The following is an 18,691-nucleotide window of genomic DNA, read 5'->3' on the forward strand; positions in this document are numbered from 1 at the left end:
CCCCTCACACTGTACTGAAGGTGCACATGTGGCTTATTGCTGGTCTTGGCAATCCTGGTTTACAACACCAAAATAACCGCCATAATATCGGTTTCATGGCTGTTGATGCCATTTACCAATCCTTCTCTTTTTCTCCATGGTCGAAAAAATTTCAAGCTGAAATCTCCAATGGTCTGATAAATAATGAAAAAACTTTTCTTATAAAACCTCAAACTTTCATGAATCTCTCAGGCCAAGCTATCGGTGAAGCATTACGATTTTATAAATTAGATTTGAAAAATTTGATTATCATTTATGATGAGCTCGATTTATCACCTGGAACCGTGCGTATCAAAATCGGTGGGGGAAGTAACGGACATAACGGTATAAAGTCCATTGATGCCCATTGTGGCACTGACTACTGTCGTATGCGTTTAGGAATTGGACATCCTGGTTCTAAAGAACTTGTTCATCAGCATGTTCTAGGAAACTTTACGAAATCCGACCAAGAATGGTTACCCCTTCTATTAGACACAATTGCAAAAAACATTGCTCTTCTCCTCAAGGGTGACGGATGTCTCTTTATGAACAAAATCTCACAAGCAATGAAAAATAAAGATCTGCGATAACAGTTTATTTCTCAGATTCATAAAAAACAGTATTGCTTTGTACAGCTCTTGTACATAATACTTCTTTTGAAAAGAAGATCATTCAAACAGCAAACCCCAAATGACTCAATGAAACTTGCTAAACTCGAATCCCTTGGAATTAAAAAAAATCAGTTGGCTTGATTGTTGACTGTAGTGGATCATAAACATTTGATTGTTGACTTAAAACACTAGGTCTACGATCACTGTTTTGCAACACTACCACACGCGCGCCAGTAGGAACACGATCATAAAGATCAATAATATCCTGATTGAGTAAACGAATACACCCACTTGAAATAGCGCGACCAATTGACCACGATTCATGTGAACCATGAATGCGGAAGAGCGTATCCTGCCCATTTTTGAAAAGATAAAGTGCTCGTGCTCCCAATGGATTATCGGGTCCTGGTGGCATTCCCTGCCCCAAATGACCATAACGTTCTGGTTCTCGAGCCATCATTGCAGCAGTAGGAGCCCAATTTGGCCATCGGCGCTTGCGCTGTACAACCCCTTCACCTTCAAATGCCAATCCTTCCTTACCAACACCAATGCCATAACGCAAAGCTTCTCCATTTTCACCAATAAGGTAAAGAAAACACTCCTGTGTATCTATAACCAATGTCCCAGGTGGATAAGATGTATAATACAGCACTTTTTGGCGCCAAAATTTTGGATCAATTGTTGCAAGATCAATAGCAGGCAATAAATAAGGTTCATTTGTTACAGGTGCATATAAGGCCTGTATTTCTGCCGGAATGTATTGAACTGGTCGAGAAGAAACAAATGACATATCTGACTGATGAGTAGCGCAGCCAACCAAAGCCAAAGGTACTGCAATTAAAAAAGCACGACGAGATAACACTCTTATATTTTCTCCGATTAATTCTTCATATAAACCTGCATACTATAAAAAACTTAGCACACTGTTAACGTTAATTAGAAATTCTCTAGAAATATGAAGAGAGGGATTTTAAAAATATGATAAAAAAACAGGTTATTTTTCAACATAACTTTTTTTCTTCTCTACAGCAACAGGAGACTGTGACTCTTCTCAAAATATGCTATAGAAACGCCAAAGAAAATTTATCTTGACTATAATAATGAACAGAAAAGAAGGCGCTCATGGGTTTTAAATGCGGTATCGTTGGACTACCTAATGTCGGTAAATCAACACTTTTTAATGCATTAACAAAAACAGCCACAGCACAAGCTGCTAATTATCCTTTTTGTACAATCGAGCCCAATACAGGTGAAGTCGCTGTTCCAGATTTGCGAATGGAAAAAATTGCATCTATAGCTGGCTCAAAAGAAATCATTCCCACGCGCATTAGTTTCGTTGATATTGCCGGACTCGTCCGTGGTGCTTCAAAAGGTGAAGGTTTAGGCAATAAATTTTTAGCCAATATCCGTGAAGTCGATGCCATCGTTCACGTTTTACGCTGTTTTCAAGATGAAGATATTACCCACGTAGAAGGACGCATTGATCCTGTTTCTGATGCCACAACTGTTGAAACAGAACTGATGCTTGCAGATCTTGAAAGTCTTGAACGACGAATCGTACAAATCCGTAAACGTGCAACCGGAAAAGACAAAGAAGCCATGACAATTCTTCCTGTTATGGAAGCAGCCTTAAATTTACTGCAGAAAGGAAGCCCTGTCCGATTATTACTCAAAGATATCTCTTCTGATGAACGCCATATCCTTGATAGTTTGAATCTTTTAACCTCCAAACCCGTACTGTATGTTTGTAATGTAAGCGAAAATGATGCTGCTCATGGAAATAGCTTTACCCAAATGGTTGAAAAAATGGCATCAGAACAAAACGCTCAAAGCATTATCATTTCTGCTGCCATCGAAGCTGAAATTACTCAACTTAATGATGCAGAAGCCACAGAATATCTTAGTGCTCTAGAGCTCTTTGAACCGAGTCTGAATCGCCTCATTCGCGCTGGTTACCATTTGCTTGACCTCATTACTTATTTCACCTGTGGACCTAAGGAAACAAGAGCGTGGACAATTACGCGTGGCACTAAAGCACCGCAAGCAGCTGGTGTTATCCACTCAGATTTTGAACGCGGCTTTATTCGTGCCCAAACCATCAGCTACGAAGATTATATTGTTCTTGGAGGAGAAAATGGGGCAAAAGAAGCAGGCAAAGCCCGTGATGAAGGTAAAGAATACATCGTACAAGATGGCGATATCATGTTATTTAAACACAATACCTAAAGCCTTTAAACCTCTAGAAATGCATAAAGATATCTAGATCGACGTTCTTTTACATAATCTTACAAACCGTTCATACAGGTTGGAAAAGTGTAAATAATGTATCTATTATTTTCTAAAGACAAAGAAAAATAAATTCTAAACAGATTTTTTCTTGCCATATTGCCTAAACCACCCATACGCTTGAAACTGAACTAATTGAAAAGATAAATTTATTTATGGTGAAAGCAGAAAAATACTCACCAAAGAAACAGCTTTGGATGTATGATGTATGTTTTTCAGGCACGCAACTCAAGTAAATATCAAAAAATCAGCACATAAATTAAAAAAACGATGAATTGTATATGCTGTAAATTTAAAAGCAAAGCTGCTAAAATTCAAAGCACTTTTTACCAAGAACAAATAACAATGTCACCTTTTATGCGAAAAAGGTCTAACCATAAAAAATCACTAAAGAACAATACCATAAAATTCCATCGTATTTGGATTAATATATTGATTTACTTTCAAATAAGCAAATTTTGAGAAAATTGAAACAACCTCTTGTATAAAATTGTTTCAAAACCTTTAAAAGATTTTCTTCAAAAAAAAACAGCGCCATCATATATTATATATTATGACGGCAACTGTTTTATCCATAGAAAATGGAAACGCAAAATTAGCGTCCCCAACGACCTTCATATTTAAATGTTGGAGCTTCCTTCAAAGAATCCTTTGTCGCATTCGTAATAAGCTTCCACTTGCCATAATCATTTGTCATCTGAATTGTTTCTGGAGAAACAACCACATAACTTTCTCCTATACCAAGAAAACCACCAGTAGCAACAACAATCCCTGCTATACTATTTTCACGCAGAATAAGGTCTTTCACTTCGCCAATATTTTCGTTTTCTAAATTGTATACATTTGCACCAATAAGACTTGAAGCAACAAAATCTGTTGCCAAAGGTGTAACGTAACGTGCAAACATATCTGAACCTACCTGTACGATACCGGTTGAAGAAATCTTCTCAGGTTCAAACTGCACTACAAAAGACTGAGCATAAGCATTAGAAGCAATCAAAACTGATATAAGAGCAGTAGACATAATTTTCTTCATTTTAACATCTCCGTTTTTTACTTTATAAAGCCTCAATGCATCGTGATCAAATTTGTTCCCTCTGCCTTTTTAAGACCAGTAGCCTCAGCCTTTTCTCTCCTTCAATCTTTTGCCTTTTTCTCGAACTCGTTGTCTAAACCACTCCAGATCCGAATTTTTAAAATATAAACAAGCCCCGCAAAAATGATAAGAAATAAAATAACACGAAAGCCAGTTTTCTTACGAATTTCCATGTGAGGATCAGCAGCCCACATCAAAAAAGCAGAAACATCCCGTGCATATTGTTCAACCGTTTCTGGAGTTCCATCCTTATACGAAACAAGACCATCTCTCAAAGGAGGTGCCATAGCTAAAGTATTACCTGCAATAAAATAAGGATTATACCAATAGCCATCAGCAATTTTTATATCTTCTGGTGCCTTTTCATATCCTGTTAAAAGAGCTGTAATATAATCTGGCCCAGCAGTATTATAATAAGTCAATATGTCAAAAATAAAAGTAGAAAACGGTAAAGGCACGGCACGCGCACGCGCCATCAGTGATAAATCTGGCGGATAAACACCACTATGAATAAATCTTGCTTCTTCTTTGTTAGCAAAGGGAGAAGGAAAAGTATCCGTTACAACACCTGCGCGTTTAAAAAATTTTCCTTCTCTATTAGGACCATCGCTCACTTGATACTGCCTTGCAAAAGCCTTAATCTTTTCCTGATCATAGCCAAGAGCTTTCAAATCACGAAAAGCCACATATTTCAGCCCATGACAACTAGAACAAACTTGTTTATAAATCTTCAATCCACGCTGCAATTGCTCTTTATCATAAACCCCAAATGGCCCTGAAAAACTCCATTCCTGTTTTTTAGGAGCACGCAAAGGGAAAGAAACAGACTCTTTCTCTTTATCAGAAACATTCCTCGCAACGCTCTGAGAAGAAAAGCTTATCAATGGTATAATAATCAGTCCAATAAAAGCATTTACCATAGTCTATTTTTTTTCTGTTTCATTTCTTCAGTAATTGAAGCAGGAAGAGAACAACCCTTTTCAAAAATAGGCAAAATTGGCAAAACAATCAAAAAGAATATAAAATAATAAGCTGTAGCCAATTGCGCCCATAAAAGAGTGTTATCACTCATTTCTCTTGAACCCAGCCAACCAAGAAAAACAACATCAACAATGAATGTCCAAAAGAAAATTTTATAAATGGGACGATATCTTGCAGAGCATATTGTGGAGCGATCTAACCACGGAACAAAAATCAAAACCAAAACCGAACCCGCTAATACAACAGCGCCTAAAAAAGTAGATGAAAGAACACCAATATTAAAAGTTATAGCACAAAGCATAGCATAAAAGGGCAAAAAATACCATTCCGGCACCACACGAAAAGGTGCTCTTAAAGGATCAGCGACATTATAATTTTCAGCCTGTCCCATATAATCGGGCATATAAAATAAAAACCAAGAAAAAAAGATCAAAAAAATAGTAATGGCAAAAATATCTTTGATAAGCGCATAAGGTGAAAAAGGAACACTTTCCTTCTCTGATTGTACCACAAGACCGGTTGGATTCCCCTGTCCAACTTGGTGGAGTGCCCAAATATGAAGCACAACCAGAAAAAGCAAAAGAAATGAAAACAAATAATGAAAAACGTAAAAACGGTTCAACGCCGGTTGTCCTACACTATAACCACCAAGAAACGTCTCATGCAACCACGTTCCCACTAAAGGAATAGCTTTAAAAAGACCAGCAAGCACTGAAGCAGCTGAAAAAGACATCATCCCCCAAACTAGCACATAACCCAAAAATGCCGTTGCCATCATAACCATATAGATGAAAATGCCCGTGATCCAAACCATTTCTCGCATATTTTTATAAGAACCATAATAAAGTCCACGCGCTAAATGGATATAGACAGCAATAAAAAAGAAGGAAGCCCCTACAGAATGCCATGGACGAAAAAGCCACCCAAACTGCCCATCACGTCGAAATCTTTCACCAGTTTCAAAAGCCAAATGAACATCTGGCACATAATGCAGTGCCAAGACAACGCCCGTCAAAAGCTGTGATAACAGCATAACGGTCAAAATACCACCAAATGTATAAAAATAATTAAGATTACGTGGAACGGGAAAAATGACAAACACACTATAGAAAAAACGAGGAAGAGGTAAACGCTTATCAAGCCAACGTCCAAGAGCACTTTTAGGAAAATAGGGAGGAAACCCCTTCATCACTTTATCCTATCTTGAGCAAAGTATCAGAAAGAAATCGATAAGGTGGAATAGCTAAATTATAGTTGGCTGGTCCTGAGCGCACTCTTCCAGCTGTATCATAAACAGACCCATGACACGGACACAGCCATCCACCCAATCTACCCGATTGATCAAGTGTCACACAACCTAAATGCGTACAAAGATTAATGAAAATAAGCCAATTTTCGCGCCCCTCACCTGCAGAACGTGCAAAATCCGTCGCTTCTGCTTCCACTTCAAGATTAGGATTGCGCGCTTTCCGATCTTTCAGAACACTCAATTCAGTAGCTCGAGCTTCAGCAATTTCTTGTGCCGTACGATTGCGAATAACAACAGGCTGCCCCCGCCACTTAACTGTCACCGACATACCCTCTTCAATGCCAGAAAGATCCACCTCAACAGAAGAAGATGCCAAAACAGCCTCATCTGGGCGCAGCTGACGAATAAAAGGCCACATAACCGCGCCCACACTAAAAACCCCTGCAATACCTGTTACCAAAAACAGGAAATCCCGCCTTGTCTGCTCACTCATTATCTACAAAGTGCCTATTTCTCAAAGGATTTTTTTTACCATACTCTTCCTCGTTGTACAATGCTGCCTCCTTCAAGTCGTAAACCATGAAGCACATTTTAAGTTCTGTATAACCCAACTCGTTAACCGAGGAGACAATGGAAGAAAAGGCTAGCAATCCCATAAAAAAGAAGGAGATTGTTTATTCAATCACCAGAAAATATATCTGAAGTGTTTGATTCTATTGAAAAGAATTTGATCAGATAACATTCTTTGTAAAAGTGCCCATCATCATTTTACAGCGTTTTCTTATTTGTGTGAGAAAAAAGACAGAGATGCAATTTTGCTTCTTCACCCCTTTTCTTCATGCATTTCAACATAACCTCAGAATACCTTGTGTATTTTTATCTCCTACATCAAGCTAAAGTGCTTGTGTCCTAACATTTTAGTTCCTTGGGGTGAGAAGAAAACGGAAAGAGTGGATAAAAGCATCCACTACAGCATGACTCTTCATTGGTAAATCTTGCTTGTTTTTCTTCCCACCGCTTTCCTTTCATACTTACCTTCATCTGTAAGCTTGACACAGGAATGAACCCGGAAAAGGTGGTATCAATCCTCATAGACCTCTCCATCATAATCCATAGTCCTTGGAAAATTTTTCCAAAGCCAGATGTAAGATCCCTTTCTGACACTAAGATCACAAGGTTTAGCGACGCTAAGTTACTTGGCTGAGGTAAATGGAACCGCTTGCCATTGAGCTTCCGTTTTTTAAAACACCATAAATATCTTCAATAAAACGACGGAGATGATTTTCAGACCTCATACACACCCAACAACTTATACTCAATAAAGTGTAACTTTTTGCCAATCCCTTAAGAGCACTTAAATATTACACTTCTTCAAGGTAACATACCTGTTTTGTACAAATGAGACATTATCACCATTTTATCTCTCATCTCAAAGCTTAACGAAAGACACAAAATTCAGAGAAGACTTCCTATCAATTATACAATTTTTTCTCTCTTTGAAGACTGCACTCTCTAACCTCAACTCGAGAAAACATTGGCTCACCCTTCCTTATGTTTTCCATCTTCAAAATTCTTTTATTTTTCAAATAGTTGCATTTTAGAATTAAAATTTTCTGTTCCGATCCTAGATGCAGTTTCAACATTTTCAAGCTATAAAAGGTAATGCAGATATATTCTTGCACTGCCCATTGCTAAGAACTGAAATCCATTGGTTTCGAACAATAACAATATTCCAAACTTTGGGATCTAACCAATTCATTCTAACTCGAAGTCTTTGTACATGAGATTTATAGAGAGTTATTTTACTGCTACCTTTGTTAAAAATACTGCAATCTCACATTCAATCTGCTTTTAACTCCCCATCGACATTATAAAGCTTGTGCAGCAATAAATATTGATAAAAAAATGAATTAAACTCGATTTCATAACCATCCCTCCCCCCTTGCAATCTTTGTTACCAGTAAAGATCACTATTTAGGGATACACCTGACATATATGACAGTATTTGGCGAATAACATAATCCTGAATATTCCATAGAAAGAGAAAATTCTTGTAATCACTCAAATCCGTATTAGATACTCATGATCATTGTCTTGCTTTTCTAGTTATCCCCTTGCATATCTGATGATAACATAACTTTCTCTGAAATAGAGAAAGAATGGTAACTCAGCACAAAAACCACATGCTTCTCAATTATATTTCTGGAATAGACTATATAACTGCTTTACAAACACGAGGGAAAAACCATACTATTAGAGTACATGACACTTCACATTGCTCTTTTTCAACCCGATATTGCTGGCAATACAGGAACAATTTTGCGCCTTAGCGCATGTTTTGGTTTGCATGTACATATTATTGAACCTGCAGGCTTCAGTCTTTCGGATCGCAACCTTAAGCGAGCAGGACTAGATTATCTCGAATATGCCTCGTTAGAACGACACATTGATTGGCAACATTTTATGAACACCATGAAACACTTTAACCGTCGTCTTTTGCTTTTGAGCACAAAAGCAGAAAAATGCTATACACAGATATGCTATCAAAAAAATGATGTTTTGCTTTTTGGTCGTGAATCAGCAGGAGTTCCTGATTATGTCCATGAAGCGGTTGATTATGCATTGAAAATTCCCATGCAACCACACGCACGCTCTCTAAATCTCGCAATGAGCGTAGCCATAACAACAGGGGAAGCACTTCGCCAAATTGGTTATAATGAAAAAAGAAAAACTTTATGAGAAAAATACAAAATCTTCATCAAGATCTTCAATATATTTATAAAAATATTTATAAAAACGCTGAGGGATAGCCCATCCTAATAGAATCTCATACCATTTCTGCTAGAGTAGCTCTAAAATGACATTGCTAAAAGCAAAATAACAATAAACGAAAGAAAAGCAGAAAGCTCTTCGAAAAATTCAACATTACAAATTAATTTTTTCTAATAAACTCTTGCGATCTATTAAAAATCCGCTTTCAATCCACATTTTTTCTAGCTCTTTAAGCTTTTGTCCTAAAAGCACTCCTCTCGCTAAACCTTTCTCCATCAAATCCTTGCCACTAACAGGAAAAGTTGGAATTTGCCATTTTTGAGCAAGCTGGTAAAGCCTCATATAAGCTTCTACTTTTTGCAAAGCTTCGTTTTCCTTCAAAGCATTAACATGTGCTGCAGCCAGAGATAAAGATAATTGATCTAAAACCGGCTGTCGACCATGAAAATAAATCAATTTTTGCAAAAAATTATCTGAACAGTTTTGGCTAATTATTTCCAACTCTGCCCATTCCTTTAATCGCCTTGTTTCCTTATTAGATAAGTGCAAGCGTTGCGCCATTTCATGAAGACGTATAGAATCAGGAGGAAGAAGGCTTTCTAGCCGCAACAACGGATCCACTTGCCAACCAAAAGTCTGTTCTGTTTTCACAAGTGAGTGAATCCCATCAATGCCCCATTTTTCTGTTTCAGGGAAAATCAGTGTTAAAATCCCGCTTTGACGCATCCATAAAAGAGCGCGTGTTGGATCAGAAGCTGTGAGAAGTTTTTTCATTTCCTCCCAAAGACGCTCAGATGAAAGTTTTTGCAGACCTCCTTTTAAACAAACGCACGCTTTCAGTCCTTCTACATCAGGTCGTCCACCCCCATACCAAGCAAAAAAACGAAAAAAGCGCAAAATACGCAAATAATCTTCACGAATACGATTTTCTGGAATACCGATAAAACGGACTGTTCGGCTGGCAATATCATTTAAACCTCCCACGCTATCATAAACGTTGCCAGCAGCATCACAATAAAGCGCATTTATAGTAAAATCGCGCCGTTCAGCATCTTTCTGCCAATCACAACCAAATGCCACTTTTGCATGACGACCATCCGTTTCAATATCAGAGCGAAGAGTTGTAACCTCATAAGAACATAACGGAGCAACCACCGTCACTGTACCAAACGCAATACCTGTAGGAACAGCTTTAAATCCCGCTTTTTCTACACGCTCTATAACCTGTTGTGGTAAACAGGTTGTCGCAATATCAATATCACTAATAGGCTGCCCTAAAAGTTGATTACGCACTGCCCCCCCAACAACACGCGCCTCTCCACCGTCCAAAGACAAAACGTGAAGAAGCGTTTGAATACAACTCTGCTGCAACCAATCAACATGTTTGAAATTTTGTATTATTTTCTTCACCCTTTAACCTTTCAAACAAATTGCCAACATTCTCTCACACTGGTATGCTCATAGGGCAACAGTTTCCCACAGCATCCCTTATAAATCGTACTCCATTCGTTAAAATAGATCTTTCTAAATATGCAGGAATATTCAAAAAAACAGCGTATTACACTTCTTTTCTCGTCATTTTCTGCTACAAATCATAAAATATTCATTATCATACAGAGAAAATTATCCATTTTGCAAAAAGCTGCCTTAAGGAAGAAATATGAGTCAAAGCGATACATTATCCAATTCTACTAAGAAGGCTACTATCAATAATGAAGCTCAAGTTATCATTGATGATATTGATACAGCACACAAAGAATTAAATATTCTACAACAAGAAGTTGATAAAGTTATTTTTGGTCAAAAGCATGTGATTGAATACGTGTTAATAAGCATTTTGGCTGGAGGACACGCTCTTCTGGTTGGCGTTCCAGGGCTTGCTAAGACCCGCCTTGTTGAAACATTGGGAACAGTATTAGGACTTGATGAAAAACGCATCCAATTTACACCCGACTTGATGCCATCGGATATTACCGGTTCTGAAATTATGGATTCAGATAAAAACGGCAAACGCTCTTTTCGCTACATTCAAGGTCCTATTTTTACGCAACTTCTCATGGCTGATGAAATTAATCGTGCCTCTCCGCGCACGCAATCAGCTCTTTTACAAGCTATGCAAGAATATCATGTGACCGTTGCTGGCACCCGTTACGATTTACCACAACCGTTTCATGTGCTTGCAACCCAAAACCCTCTTGAACAGGAAGGAACTTACTCACTTCCCGAAGCGCAACTGGATCGCTTTTTAATGCAAATCGATATTGATTATCCTGATCTAACCACAGAACGACGTATTATTCTAGAAACAACGGGAGGAAAAAACCAAAGTGCAAAACCGATTTTATCAACAAAAAAACTACAAAAACTACAAAAAATCGTCCGCAAAATGCCCATCTCCGAAAATGTTGTCGAAGCTATTTTAAAGCTCGTCCGTTCAGCGCGCCCTCATAAGGAAAACACTCTCGCAAACACCTATGTTGCTTGGGGACCTGGTCCTCGGGCATCACAAGCACTTTCACTTTGTGCCCGTGCCCGTGCTCTTTATCATGGACGTTTATCTCCTTCTCTTGATGATATTGCAACATTGGCTCAACCTGTATTACAACACCGTATGGCGCTCAATTTTTCTGCACGTGCTGAAAATATAACCATAAAAGACATTATCGATAATCTTGTGAAAGATGCCCTCTAATGGCCATTGGCAAAAAAGTTTTAAAACAATCTCCACTGTTACTTGCTGAAAAGCTGCATAAAGATGCCGCTAAAATGCCGGATCTCCTTTTGCAAGCACGCCAAATTGCTAATACGCTGATAACGGGAAGGCATGGCCAGCGTAAACGCGGTAACGGAGAAAAGTTCTGGCAATTTCGCCCTTATGTTGAAGGAGAATCCATTACCCGCATTGACTGGCGCCGCTCTGCACGTGACGAACAGACATACCTACGCGAAAACGAATGGGAAAAAGCGCAGACAGTTTGGATTTGGCCTAACCAAAGTGCTTCTATGCATTATTGTTCGCGTTTTTCGCAAATCTCTAAGGGTAATCATGCTATCATTCTTGCCCTGGCATTGGCATTGCTTCTTGTAAACAGTGGCGAACATATTGCTATTCCCAATTTAATGCCACCCACAATGACATCCAATATTATAGAACGTATGGCACTCATTTTGAAAAATCATAATACAGAAAATCCATTTCCAGATTTTTCAACAATTACGCGTTTTTCCCATGCTATCATAATCAGCGATTTTCTCGATTATCCAGAAAAGATTATCCAGTATTTAAACATTTTATCCGCAAAACGGGTTACTGCCCATTTAATTGAAGTTGCTGATCCCGCAGAAGAGTGCTTCCCCTACGCAGGCTGTACAGAATTTTTTGATCCTGAAACAAAAGAAAAACGCGTTCTGGAAAAAGCAGAGAACTTCCGTGATCACTATCGCAAATTGTACCAAGCACGGCGACAACAATTGGCAGATTTTTGCTCACGCCAAGGTTGGACCTATCATGTGAGTAAAACTGATCAGCCCTTAACAGAAATCATTCTGCAACTTGTCGAAAAAATAGAGTGCTCTCCATCTCATCATAGTAGGAGGTCATTTTGAGTTTTGGTGCTCCTCTGCTTTTACTCGGACTTTTTTCCTTACCGATCCTTTGGTGGTTGTTGCGCGCAACACCTCCCCTCCCGCGTAAAGAGCCTTTTCCGCCTTTGCGCTTTTTGCCTAAATCAAGCAATCAACAGGAAGTTGCAAACCATACACCTTGGTGGTTATTGTTGTTACGATTAACTATAGCAGCACTGACTATTATCGCTTTAGCACAACCTACTTGGAAGCAAAAGCCAACGACACTTTCCGGGTCTCAACCCCTTGCACTGATTATTGATAATGGATGGGCTTCTGTGAAAGAATGGAAAAAACGCATTACTGTTGCCGAAACTCTCCTCGCACAAGCAGAAAAACACCAAAAGAATGTTTATTTTCTTGCGACAGCCGAAAATGACACTCTCAATATTGGTCCCCTACCAGCCAAAACCGTAAAACAACATTTAATGCATTTGCAACCCCAACCTTGGCCTGTCGACCGTGTACGTGCACTGAAAAAACTTGTTGAAATAACCAAAAATAAACCTCTTGATATTGCTTACTTAAGTGATGGCTTACAAACAAGCGGAGATGATCAAGCTTTTGCTCTGATTGAACAGTTAAAACCCACAACGCTGTTGTGGTATTTAGCTAATATTTCTGACCTAATCGGTATAACAGCCATAGAAAATAACAATGGAAGCATTGCAACGCGCGTCATTCGTGCAACCACACATGGAAAGACTGCGGTCGTACTCAATCTTTATGATTTAAACAGTCAACTCCTTGGCCGTTTTACAACAAATTTTCTTGATGGAGAAACAACAACTGTCGTTCCTTTTAACTTACCACTTGAATTACGCAACGATATTGCATGGATAAAAATCGAAAACCATGCCCACGCCGCAGCAACATTCTTAGTTGATAGCCATAACCGAGTGAACCGAGTTGCTCTCCTATCACCAAGCATCAATGAAATGGCACAGCCTCTACTTACTCCGTTTTTTTACATTATCAAGGCATTGCAAGGTCATACACAGCTTATTACAGCAGAAGGAAAGGAGCTTTCTGTTGATATTGATCATTTACTCAAACAAAATCCATCGGTTTTTATTATGGGTGACATTGTCAATATATCACAAGAAGCGGAAAAAAAACTTTCTGATTTTGTCAGTAAAGGGGGAATACTCATCCGCTTTGCAGGAGAAAATTTAAGTGCTGCTGAACACCATGATAGCTTATTACCAGTGCCATTACGTCCTGGAAAACGCTTGCTTGGGAGTATCATGTCTTGGGCTAAACCGCAAAAACTTGCACCTTTTGCAAAAAATAGCTTGTTCTTTCATCTTCCGTTCCCAGAAGACATCACTGTCTCACGCCAAATTCTAGCAGAACCGAGCTCAGATCTTTTTGAAAAAACGTGGCTCAATCTTGCTGATGGAACTCCGCTTATTACAGCCGCTAATCGTGGCAAAGGCATGCTCATTTTTATTCATATCGCACCCGACCCCACTTGGTCGAATCTCCCTCTTTCTGGTTTTTTCGCACAAATGTTGCAACAACTCATCACATTGAATACCTATGAAAACAAAAACCCAACACACATAAAAACAACAACAATACAAAACCCTTGGAGGACACTAACCGCTGATGGTCAATTACAACCTCCTCCCTCTTCTGTTGTTCCACTCGTTATTGATGTGCAAAATCCACCCCTAGCCTCCTCTCATACCCCACCGGGGCTTTACGGTTCAAAAAATAATCTTTATGCGCTCAATCTCTTAAATGATTCATCGCGCTTGGTGCAGCAATCATCATTGCCACTCTCTTTAAGCAAGGATCCACTATACTATGATACAAAAGAAAAACATCTCATTGGTCCCCTTTTAGGGTTGGTCATTTTATTATTCGCCTTTGATAATTTTCTCATTTTATGGATGGGAGGAGCTTTTACTCTCAATCGACGAAGCAATATGCTGCTTTTTCTCCCCCTCATAATAGGTCTCATCACTTTATTCTCACATGCTCCAGTCGCGCATGCGCAAAGTGTAGAAAATTATGATGAGAGTCTAGTACAAGCAGCTGGTGCCACGCATCTTGCTTATGTCATAACCAACAATCATGAAATTGATGCAACGAGTAAGAGCGGATTAGAGACATTGAGTCAATTTATTGCAGAGCGTACAATGCTTTCACCCGGCTCTGTGATAGCGCTTGATCTTGATAAAGATGAACTCGCCTTCTATCCTCTCATTTATTGGCCGATAGATTCTAACAGTCCTTTACCAACACAACAAAGTCTTGAAAAAATAAATGCCTTTATGAAACACGGAGGTACAGTTTTATTTGACACGCGCGATCAGATAAATGCTAACCTTAATCTTGAAGGTACTGCTACTCCCGCCACACAAAGATTACGCACCATCTTAAAGGGATTAAATATTCCAGCCATTGAGCCGGCATCAACTGATCACGTTATCGCCCGTTCTTTTTATATTATGCCCGATTTTCCTGGTCTCTACCGTGGTTCACCTTTATGGGTTGAATCATCATCAATGAATAGAAAAAACAAAAATTCTCTTGCCACCGGTGATAATGTGAGTTGTCTCCTTATCACTGCTAATAACTTCGCTGCTGCTTGGGCGCTAAACGAAAAAGGTACATGGAAATATCCACTTATTCCCAATGACCCGATGCAACGCCTCTGGGCATTTCGTGCAGGGTTGAATATTGTTATCTACGTTCTTACAGGAAACTATAAAGCCGACCAAGTTCATGTTCCAGCACTTTTAGAACGCTTTAACAGAGAAAGAAGGCAATGATACCATTCTTCACTTTTCAGCCTTTATTACCTCTCTCTTGGATTCTCTTCTTAGCGGGAATATCTGCTCTTTTTGTGATTATTGGTCTCGTTACACAGCGTAAAGGATCTTTATTACGCCTCATGGCATTAGCATCACTCATCCTTGCTTTGCTTAATCCAATGATTATAAAAGAGCAGCGTGCCCCCCTTAAAAGCACGGTAGGCATTGTAATTGATCGCAGCAAAAGCCAAACATTTGGCACCCGTACAAACGATAGTGACGAAGCACGTGCACAATTAATAAATGAATTGGCGCATTATCCACAATTTGAACCGCGCTTTATTGAAGCAGGAAAACTGGCTGATAATCAATATGCACCCTCAACGAATTTGTTTAATGCTTTAACACAAGCTCTATCCGATGTATCACCCTCTCGTTATGCAGGCACAATTTTGATCACCGACGGTCAAGTCCATGATATCCCTTGCATTTCAGACCTTCACCATAAAGCACCTGTCAATGCTCTTATAACAGGGAGATCAGATGAATTTGATCGCCAAATCAAATTTATTTCTCCCCCCAGCTTTGCTCTTATTAACAAACCACAAATGCTCTCCATCTTGGTAGAAGATAAAGGGAAACCCCAAGAATCTCTACCAACGCAAGCAAATATTACTTTAAGCATCAATGAACAAGAAGTTGGTCATTATTCTGTAACCCCTGGTATCATCTTTCAAACTGAAATCACCCTTCCTCATGCTGAAAAAAACATTATCCAAGTTGCAACCGATACACACAAAGGTGAGTTAAGCTTTGAAAACAACCGTGCTATAGCTGTTATTGAAGGAATCAGAGAAAATTTGCGTGTCCTTCTTATTTCAGGTGCACCTTACAATGGTGAACGGACATGGCGTGACCTTTTAAAGGGCGACTCCAATATTGATCTCGTTCATTTTACTATTTTGCGTCCTCCCAACAAAGCAGATAACACACCATTAAGCCAATTGTCACTTGTGGTATTTCCTACAAGAAAACTTTTTGTTGAAGAAATTGATAATTTTGATCTCATTATCCTTGATGGTTACCAGCACTCTGCTGTTCTCCCATTAATCTATTACGATTATATCGCACAATATGTACAAAAGGGTGGTGCATTGCTGATGGTCACAGGTCCTGAATTTACCCAAAAAAACTCGCTTGCGAAAACACCTTTAATAAGCATCCTTCCTGCATTACCCAATGGTGTTATCATTCAAAAGCCTTTTCGTCCTAAGTTAACCAAAGAAGGTGAACGCCATCCTGTCACAAGAGGTCTTGCAACACCTACGCATGCCGCCTCTCAATGGGGGAAATGGTTACGACAAATTGCAATTCAAAATGTAAACAAAGGTATAGTCCTCATGAAAGGAGCGGATGAACAACCACTTTTACTTCTTTCTCACGTTGGTAAAGGACGTGTAGGCATGCTGCTTTCCGATGAAAGTTGGCTGTGGGCAAGAGGTTTCGAGGGAGGAGGCCCTTATGCAGCTCTTTATCGCCGAATTGCCCATTGGCTTATGAAAGAACCAGAACTTGAAGAAGAAAAATTAAGCACCACCAGCGATCATCATCGTTTAACAATTCGTCGTCAAACGCTCAAAGACCATCCAGAACCAACTGAGATAACTTTTCCCTCTGGGAAAAAAGAAAAAATCATCCTTACCAAAGAGCAAGAAGGTGTGTTTACAGCAGCTATAAATACCGATGAAACAGGAATTTTTACCATCCAAAATGGTGATTTAACAGTACTTTCTTCTGTAGGTGTCCTTAATAATATCGAATTGTCCGACTTAATTTCAACAAAAGAAAAACTAGCCCCTATCAGTAAAAAAACTGGCGGTCATATTGTGCGTTTACACCGTGAAGGAAAAGAAACCATTAATCTTCCTCCCATCAAACTAGTTCAATCGCAAACACAACAAACATCTCCCTTTGCGCATTCAATTATTCTGAAAGAAGCAACAGAAACCCGCTTAATTAATGCTTTCTATTTTTCGATCTTTTCCGATTTCTTCGCACTAGTCACTTGTCTTTTACTCTTTAACATTTTATGGTACCGTGAAAATCGTTAAAAATACTAAGAAAATATTGATACTTTAAAATGGAACCTACCTTATACAAAAATCTACACAAGCAATACAAACAAGCACTTACCATACCAAGCCCTGCCTTTTTGTCACTAAACAATAAGGCGTAAATTTTCTGAAGGTTTTTTTTGCATTTTTGACAAACTGTTTTTCATTTTACAGTCCTGCCTTTGTCTCAAAAATGCACCAACTTGTCTTACTCTCTTTTTTATTGCCTAAATTGTTTTCAGCGCTATTCTAACACGCATGTTTTATCTTGCCCATATATCGGATGTGCACCTTTCACCTCTACCACAACCTTCCTTGCATGAACTTTGCGGGAAACGCCTTACGGGTTATCTTAATTGGCAAAAAAAACGCAAACACAAAATGGCAACAAATGTTCTAGAAACCTTAATGGATGCCTTAAAAAAAACAAATCCTGACCATCTTTTGATCTCTGGTGATCTTGTCAATCTTGCCCTAGATAAGGAATTTGACCACGCACGTAATTGGTTACTGAACCAAGGTCAGCCTCAAAACATTTCTTTAACATTTGGAAATCATGATGCCTATGTCCGTGGAGCATTCCAAAAGGCATGCACTGTTTTCCAACCTTGGATCACAAGTGATTTCCCTCAGAAGAACGCCTTTCCTTATATGCGCATTCGCAATAATGTAGCCGTTATAGGTGCCTCTTCAGCTATTGCTACACCACTTTTTCAAGCTTCTGGTTATTTTAGCAAAATGCAAGCACAAGCTTTATCAAAACTTTTAAATCAAGCAGCAGTGCGGAATTTTTTTCGTGTCGTCATGATACATCATCCTCCCTTTCACCGTGCAACCTCTTGGCATAAAAAATTATGGGGTATTGAGCGTTTTCTCGACGTTGTCAAACACCACGGTTGTGAACTTATTCTTCACGGACACACCCATTTACCCACATTAAATACCATTAAAGGAACAATGGGGAAAATCCCTATTGTTGGTGTTTCTTCCGCATCGCAAGCTTTTGATGATAAAAAACCACCTGCAGGCTTCAACTTATTTGCTATTGAACGATTTGATCATCAATGGCATTGTCAATTACAACGTTATAGTCTTATCAATCAAAAAAATGAAATAGCCTGTACTGAAATAATTGATCTTTAACATTTTGAGAACAGTCCTCAAATTGCAAAAAC

The 18,691-nt window shown here is 38.9% G+C and carries 14 protein-coding genes; 8 read left to right on the top strand and 6 right to left on the bottom strand.

Translation table 11 applies throughout. The features are described from left to right. Positions 1–26 precede the first annotated feature (26 nt). Positions 27–608 carry an aminoacyl-tRNA hydrolase gene (gene pth / locus MCQ_RS05455; RefSeq protein ID WP_006924049.1) on the top strand — a complete coding sequence of 194 codons (582 nt, stop codon included), beginning with the start codon at positions 27–29 and terminating at the stop codon, positions 606–608. Between the two features lie 139 nt (positions 609–747). Here the strand turns inward: pth and MCQ_RS05460 are convergent, their stop codons facing one another. Next, positions 748–1,491, bottom strand: coding sequence for a L,D-transpeptidase (locus MCQ_RS05460; protein ID WP_006924050.1), 744 nt, complete (start codon positions 1,489–1,491; stop codon positions 748–750). Positions 1,492–1,751: 260 nt separating this feature from the next. Here MCQ_RS05460 and ychF point away from each other — a divergent pair, with 260 nt between their 5' ends. Then, the gene (gene ychF, locus MCQ_RS05465; protein ID WP_006924051.1) at positions 1,752–2,855 is read left to right on the top strand and encodes a redox-regulated ATPase YchF; all 1,104 of its coding nucleotides are present in this window, start codon (positions 1,752–1,754) and stop codon (positions 2,853–2,855) included. Positions 2,856–3,510: 655 nt separating this feature from the next. Here ychF and MCQ_RS05470 read toward each other — a convergent pair. The 4 genes from MCQ_RS05470 to petA form a co-directional block, all read right to left on the bottom strand. Next, a complete protein-coding gene (locus tag MCQ_RS05470; RefSeq protein WP_006924052.1) occupies positions 3,511–3,951 on the bottom strand; it encodes a PRC-barrel domain-containing protein in 441 nt (146 codons plus the stop codon). A 101-nt stretch (positions 3,952–4,052) separates the two neighbouring features. Beyond that, on the bottom strand, positions 4,053–4,931 hold the full coding sequence (locus MCQ_RS05475) for a cytochrome c1 (RefSeq protein ID WP_006924053.1): 879 nt from the start codon (positions 4,929–4,931) through the stop codon (positions 4,053–4,055). Further along, positions 4,925–6,181 (bottom strand): cytochrome b, encoded by a 1,257-nt coding sequence (locus MCQ_RS05480; protein ID WP_006924054.1) that lies wholly within the window; start codon positions 6,179–6,181, stop codon positions 4,925–4,927. The genes MCQ_RS05475 and MCQ_RS05480 overlap by 7 nt, the downstream gene beginning before the upstream one ends. Before the next feature lie 4 nt (positions 6,182–6,185). Further along, positions 6,186–6,734 (bottom strand): ubiquinol-cytochrome c reductase iron-sulfur subunit, encoded by a 549-nt coding sequence (petA, locus tag MCQ_RS05485; RefSeq protein ID WP_006924055.1) that lies wholly within the window; start codon positions 6,732–6,734, stop codon positions 6,186–6,188. A gap of 1,769 nt (positions 6,735–8,503) precedes the next feature. Here petA and MCQ_RS05490 point away from each other — a divergent pair. Continuing rightward, on the top strand, positions 8,504–8,980 hold the full coding sequence (locus MCQ_RS05490) for a tRNA (cytidine(34)-2'-O)-methyltransferase (RefSeq protein ID WP_006924056.1): 477 nt from the start codon (positions 8,504–8,506) through the stop codon (positions 8,978–8,980). A gap of 186 nt (positions 8,981–9,166) precedes the next feature. Here the strand turns inward: MCQ_RS05490 and MCQ_RS05495 are convergent, their stop codons facing one another. After that, positions 9,167–10,423, bottom strand: a complete 1,257-nt coding sequence (locus MCQ_RS05495; protein WP_006924057.1) for a CCA tRNA nucleotidyltransferase — start codon at positions 10,421–10,423, stop codon at positions 9,167–9,169. A 250-nt stretch (positions 10,424–10,673) separates the two neighbouring features. Here MCQ_RS05495 and MCQ_RS05500 point away from each other — a divergent pair, with 250 nt between their 5' ends. The 5 genes from MCQ_RS05500 to MCQ_RS05520 all read left to right on the top strand — a co-directional run bounded on the left by MCQ_RS05500 (position 10,674) and on the right by MCQ_RS05520 (position 18,659). Then, positions 10,674–11,705, top strand: coding sequence for an AAA family ATPase (locus tag MCQ_RS05500; RefSeq protein ID WP_006924058.1), 1,032 nt, complete (start codon positions 10,674–10,676; stop codon positions 11,703–11,705). After that, positions 11,705–12,619 carry a DUF58 domain-containing protein gene (locus MCQ_RS05505; RefSeq protein ID WP_006924059.1) on the top strand — a complete coding sequence of 305 codons (915 nt, stop codon included), beginning with the start codon at positions 11,705–11,707 and terminating at the stop codon, positions 12,617–12,619. Before MCQ_RS05500 ends, MCQ_RS05505 begins: the two co-directional genes overlap by 1 nt. Beyond that, positions 12,616–15,420 carry a DUF4159 domain-containing protein gene (locus MCQ_RS05510; RefSeq protein ID WP_006924060.1) on the top strand — a complete coding sequence of 935 codons (2,805 nt, stop codon included), beginning with the start codon at positions 12,616–12,618 and terminating at the stop codon, positions 15,418–15,420. Before MCQ_RS05505 ends, MCQ_RS05510 begins: the two co-directional genes overlap by 4 nt. Next, on the top strand, positions 15,417–17,513 hold the full coding sequence (locus MCQ_RS05515; protein ID WP_006924061.1) for a glutamine amidotransferase: 2,097 nt from the start codon (positions 15,417–15,419) through the stop codon (positions 17,511–17,513). The genes MCQ_RS05510 and MCQ_RS05515 overlap by 4 nt, the downstream gene beginning before the upstream one ends. 249 nt (positions 17,514–17,762) lie before the next feature. Then, positions 17,763–18,659 (top strand): metallophosphoesterase family protein, encoded by an 897-nt coding sequence (locus tag MCQ_RS05520; protein WP_035008055.1) that lies wholly within the window; start codon positions 17,763–17,765, stop codon positions 18,657–18,659. Positions 18,660–18,691: the final 32 nt, after the last annotated feature.

This window comes from Candidatus Bartonella washoeensis Sb944nv, assembly GCF_000278135.1.
In the GTDB taxonomy this organism is placed as follows: Bacteria; Pseudomonadota; Alphaproteobacteria; order Rhizobiales; family Rhizobiaceae; genus Bartonella; species Bartonella washoeensis.

Coding starts and splice junctions, on each gene's coding strand:
- MCQ_RS05480 (WP_006924054.1), bottom strand. CDS start 6,181: ATGAAGGGGTTTCCTCCCTATTTTCCTAAAAGTGCTCTTGGACGTTGG.
- pth (WP_006924049.1), top strand. CDS start 27: ATGTGGCTTATTGCTGGTCTTGGCAATCCTGGTTTACAACACCAAAAT.
- MCQ_RS05500 (WP_006924058.1), top strand. CDS start 10,674: ATGAGTCAAAGCGATACATTATCCAATTCTACTAAGAAGGCTACTATC.
- ychF (WP_006924051.1), top strand. CDS start 1,752: ATGGGTTTTAAATGCGGTATCGTTGGACTACCTAATGTCGGTAAATCA.
- petA (WP_006924055.1), bottom strand. CDS start 6,734: ATGAGTGAGCAGACAAGGCGGGATTTCCTGTTTTTGGTAACAGGTATT.
- MCQ_RS05470 (WP_006924052.1), bottom strand. CDS start 3,951: ATGAAGAAAATTATGTCTACTGCTCTTATATCAGTTTTGATTGCTTCT.
- MCQ_RS05490 (WP_006924056.1), top strand. CDS start 8,504: ATGACACTTCACATTGCTCTTTTTCAACCCGATATTGCTGGCAATACA.
- MCQ_RS05505 (WP_006924059.1), top strand. CDS start 11,705: ATGGCCATTGGCAAAAAAGTTTTAAAACAATCTCCACTGTTACTTGCT.
- MCQ_RS05515 (WP_006924061.1), top strand. CDS start 15,417: ATGATACCATTCTTCACTTTTCAGCCTTTATTACCTCTCTCTTGGATT.
- MCQ_RS05475 (WP_006924053.1), bottom strand. CDS start 4,931: ATGGTAAATGCTTTTATTGGACTGATTATTATACCATTGATAAGCTTT.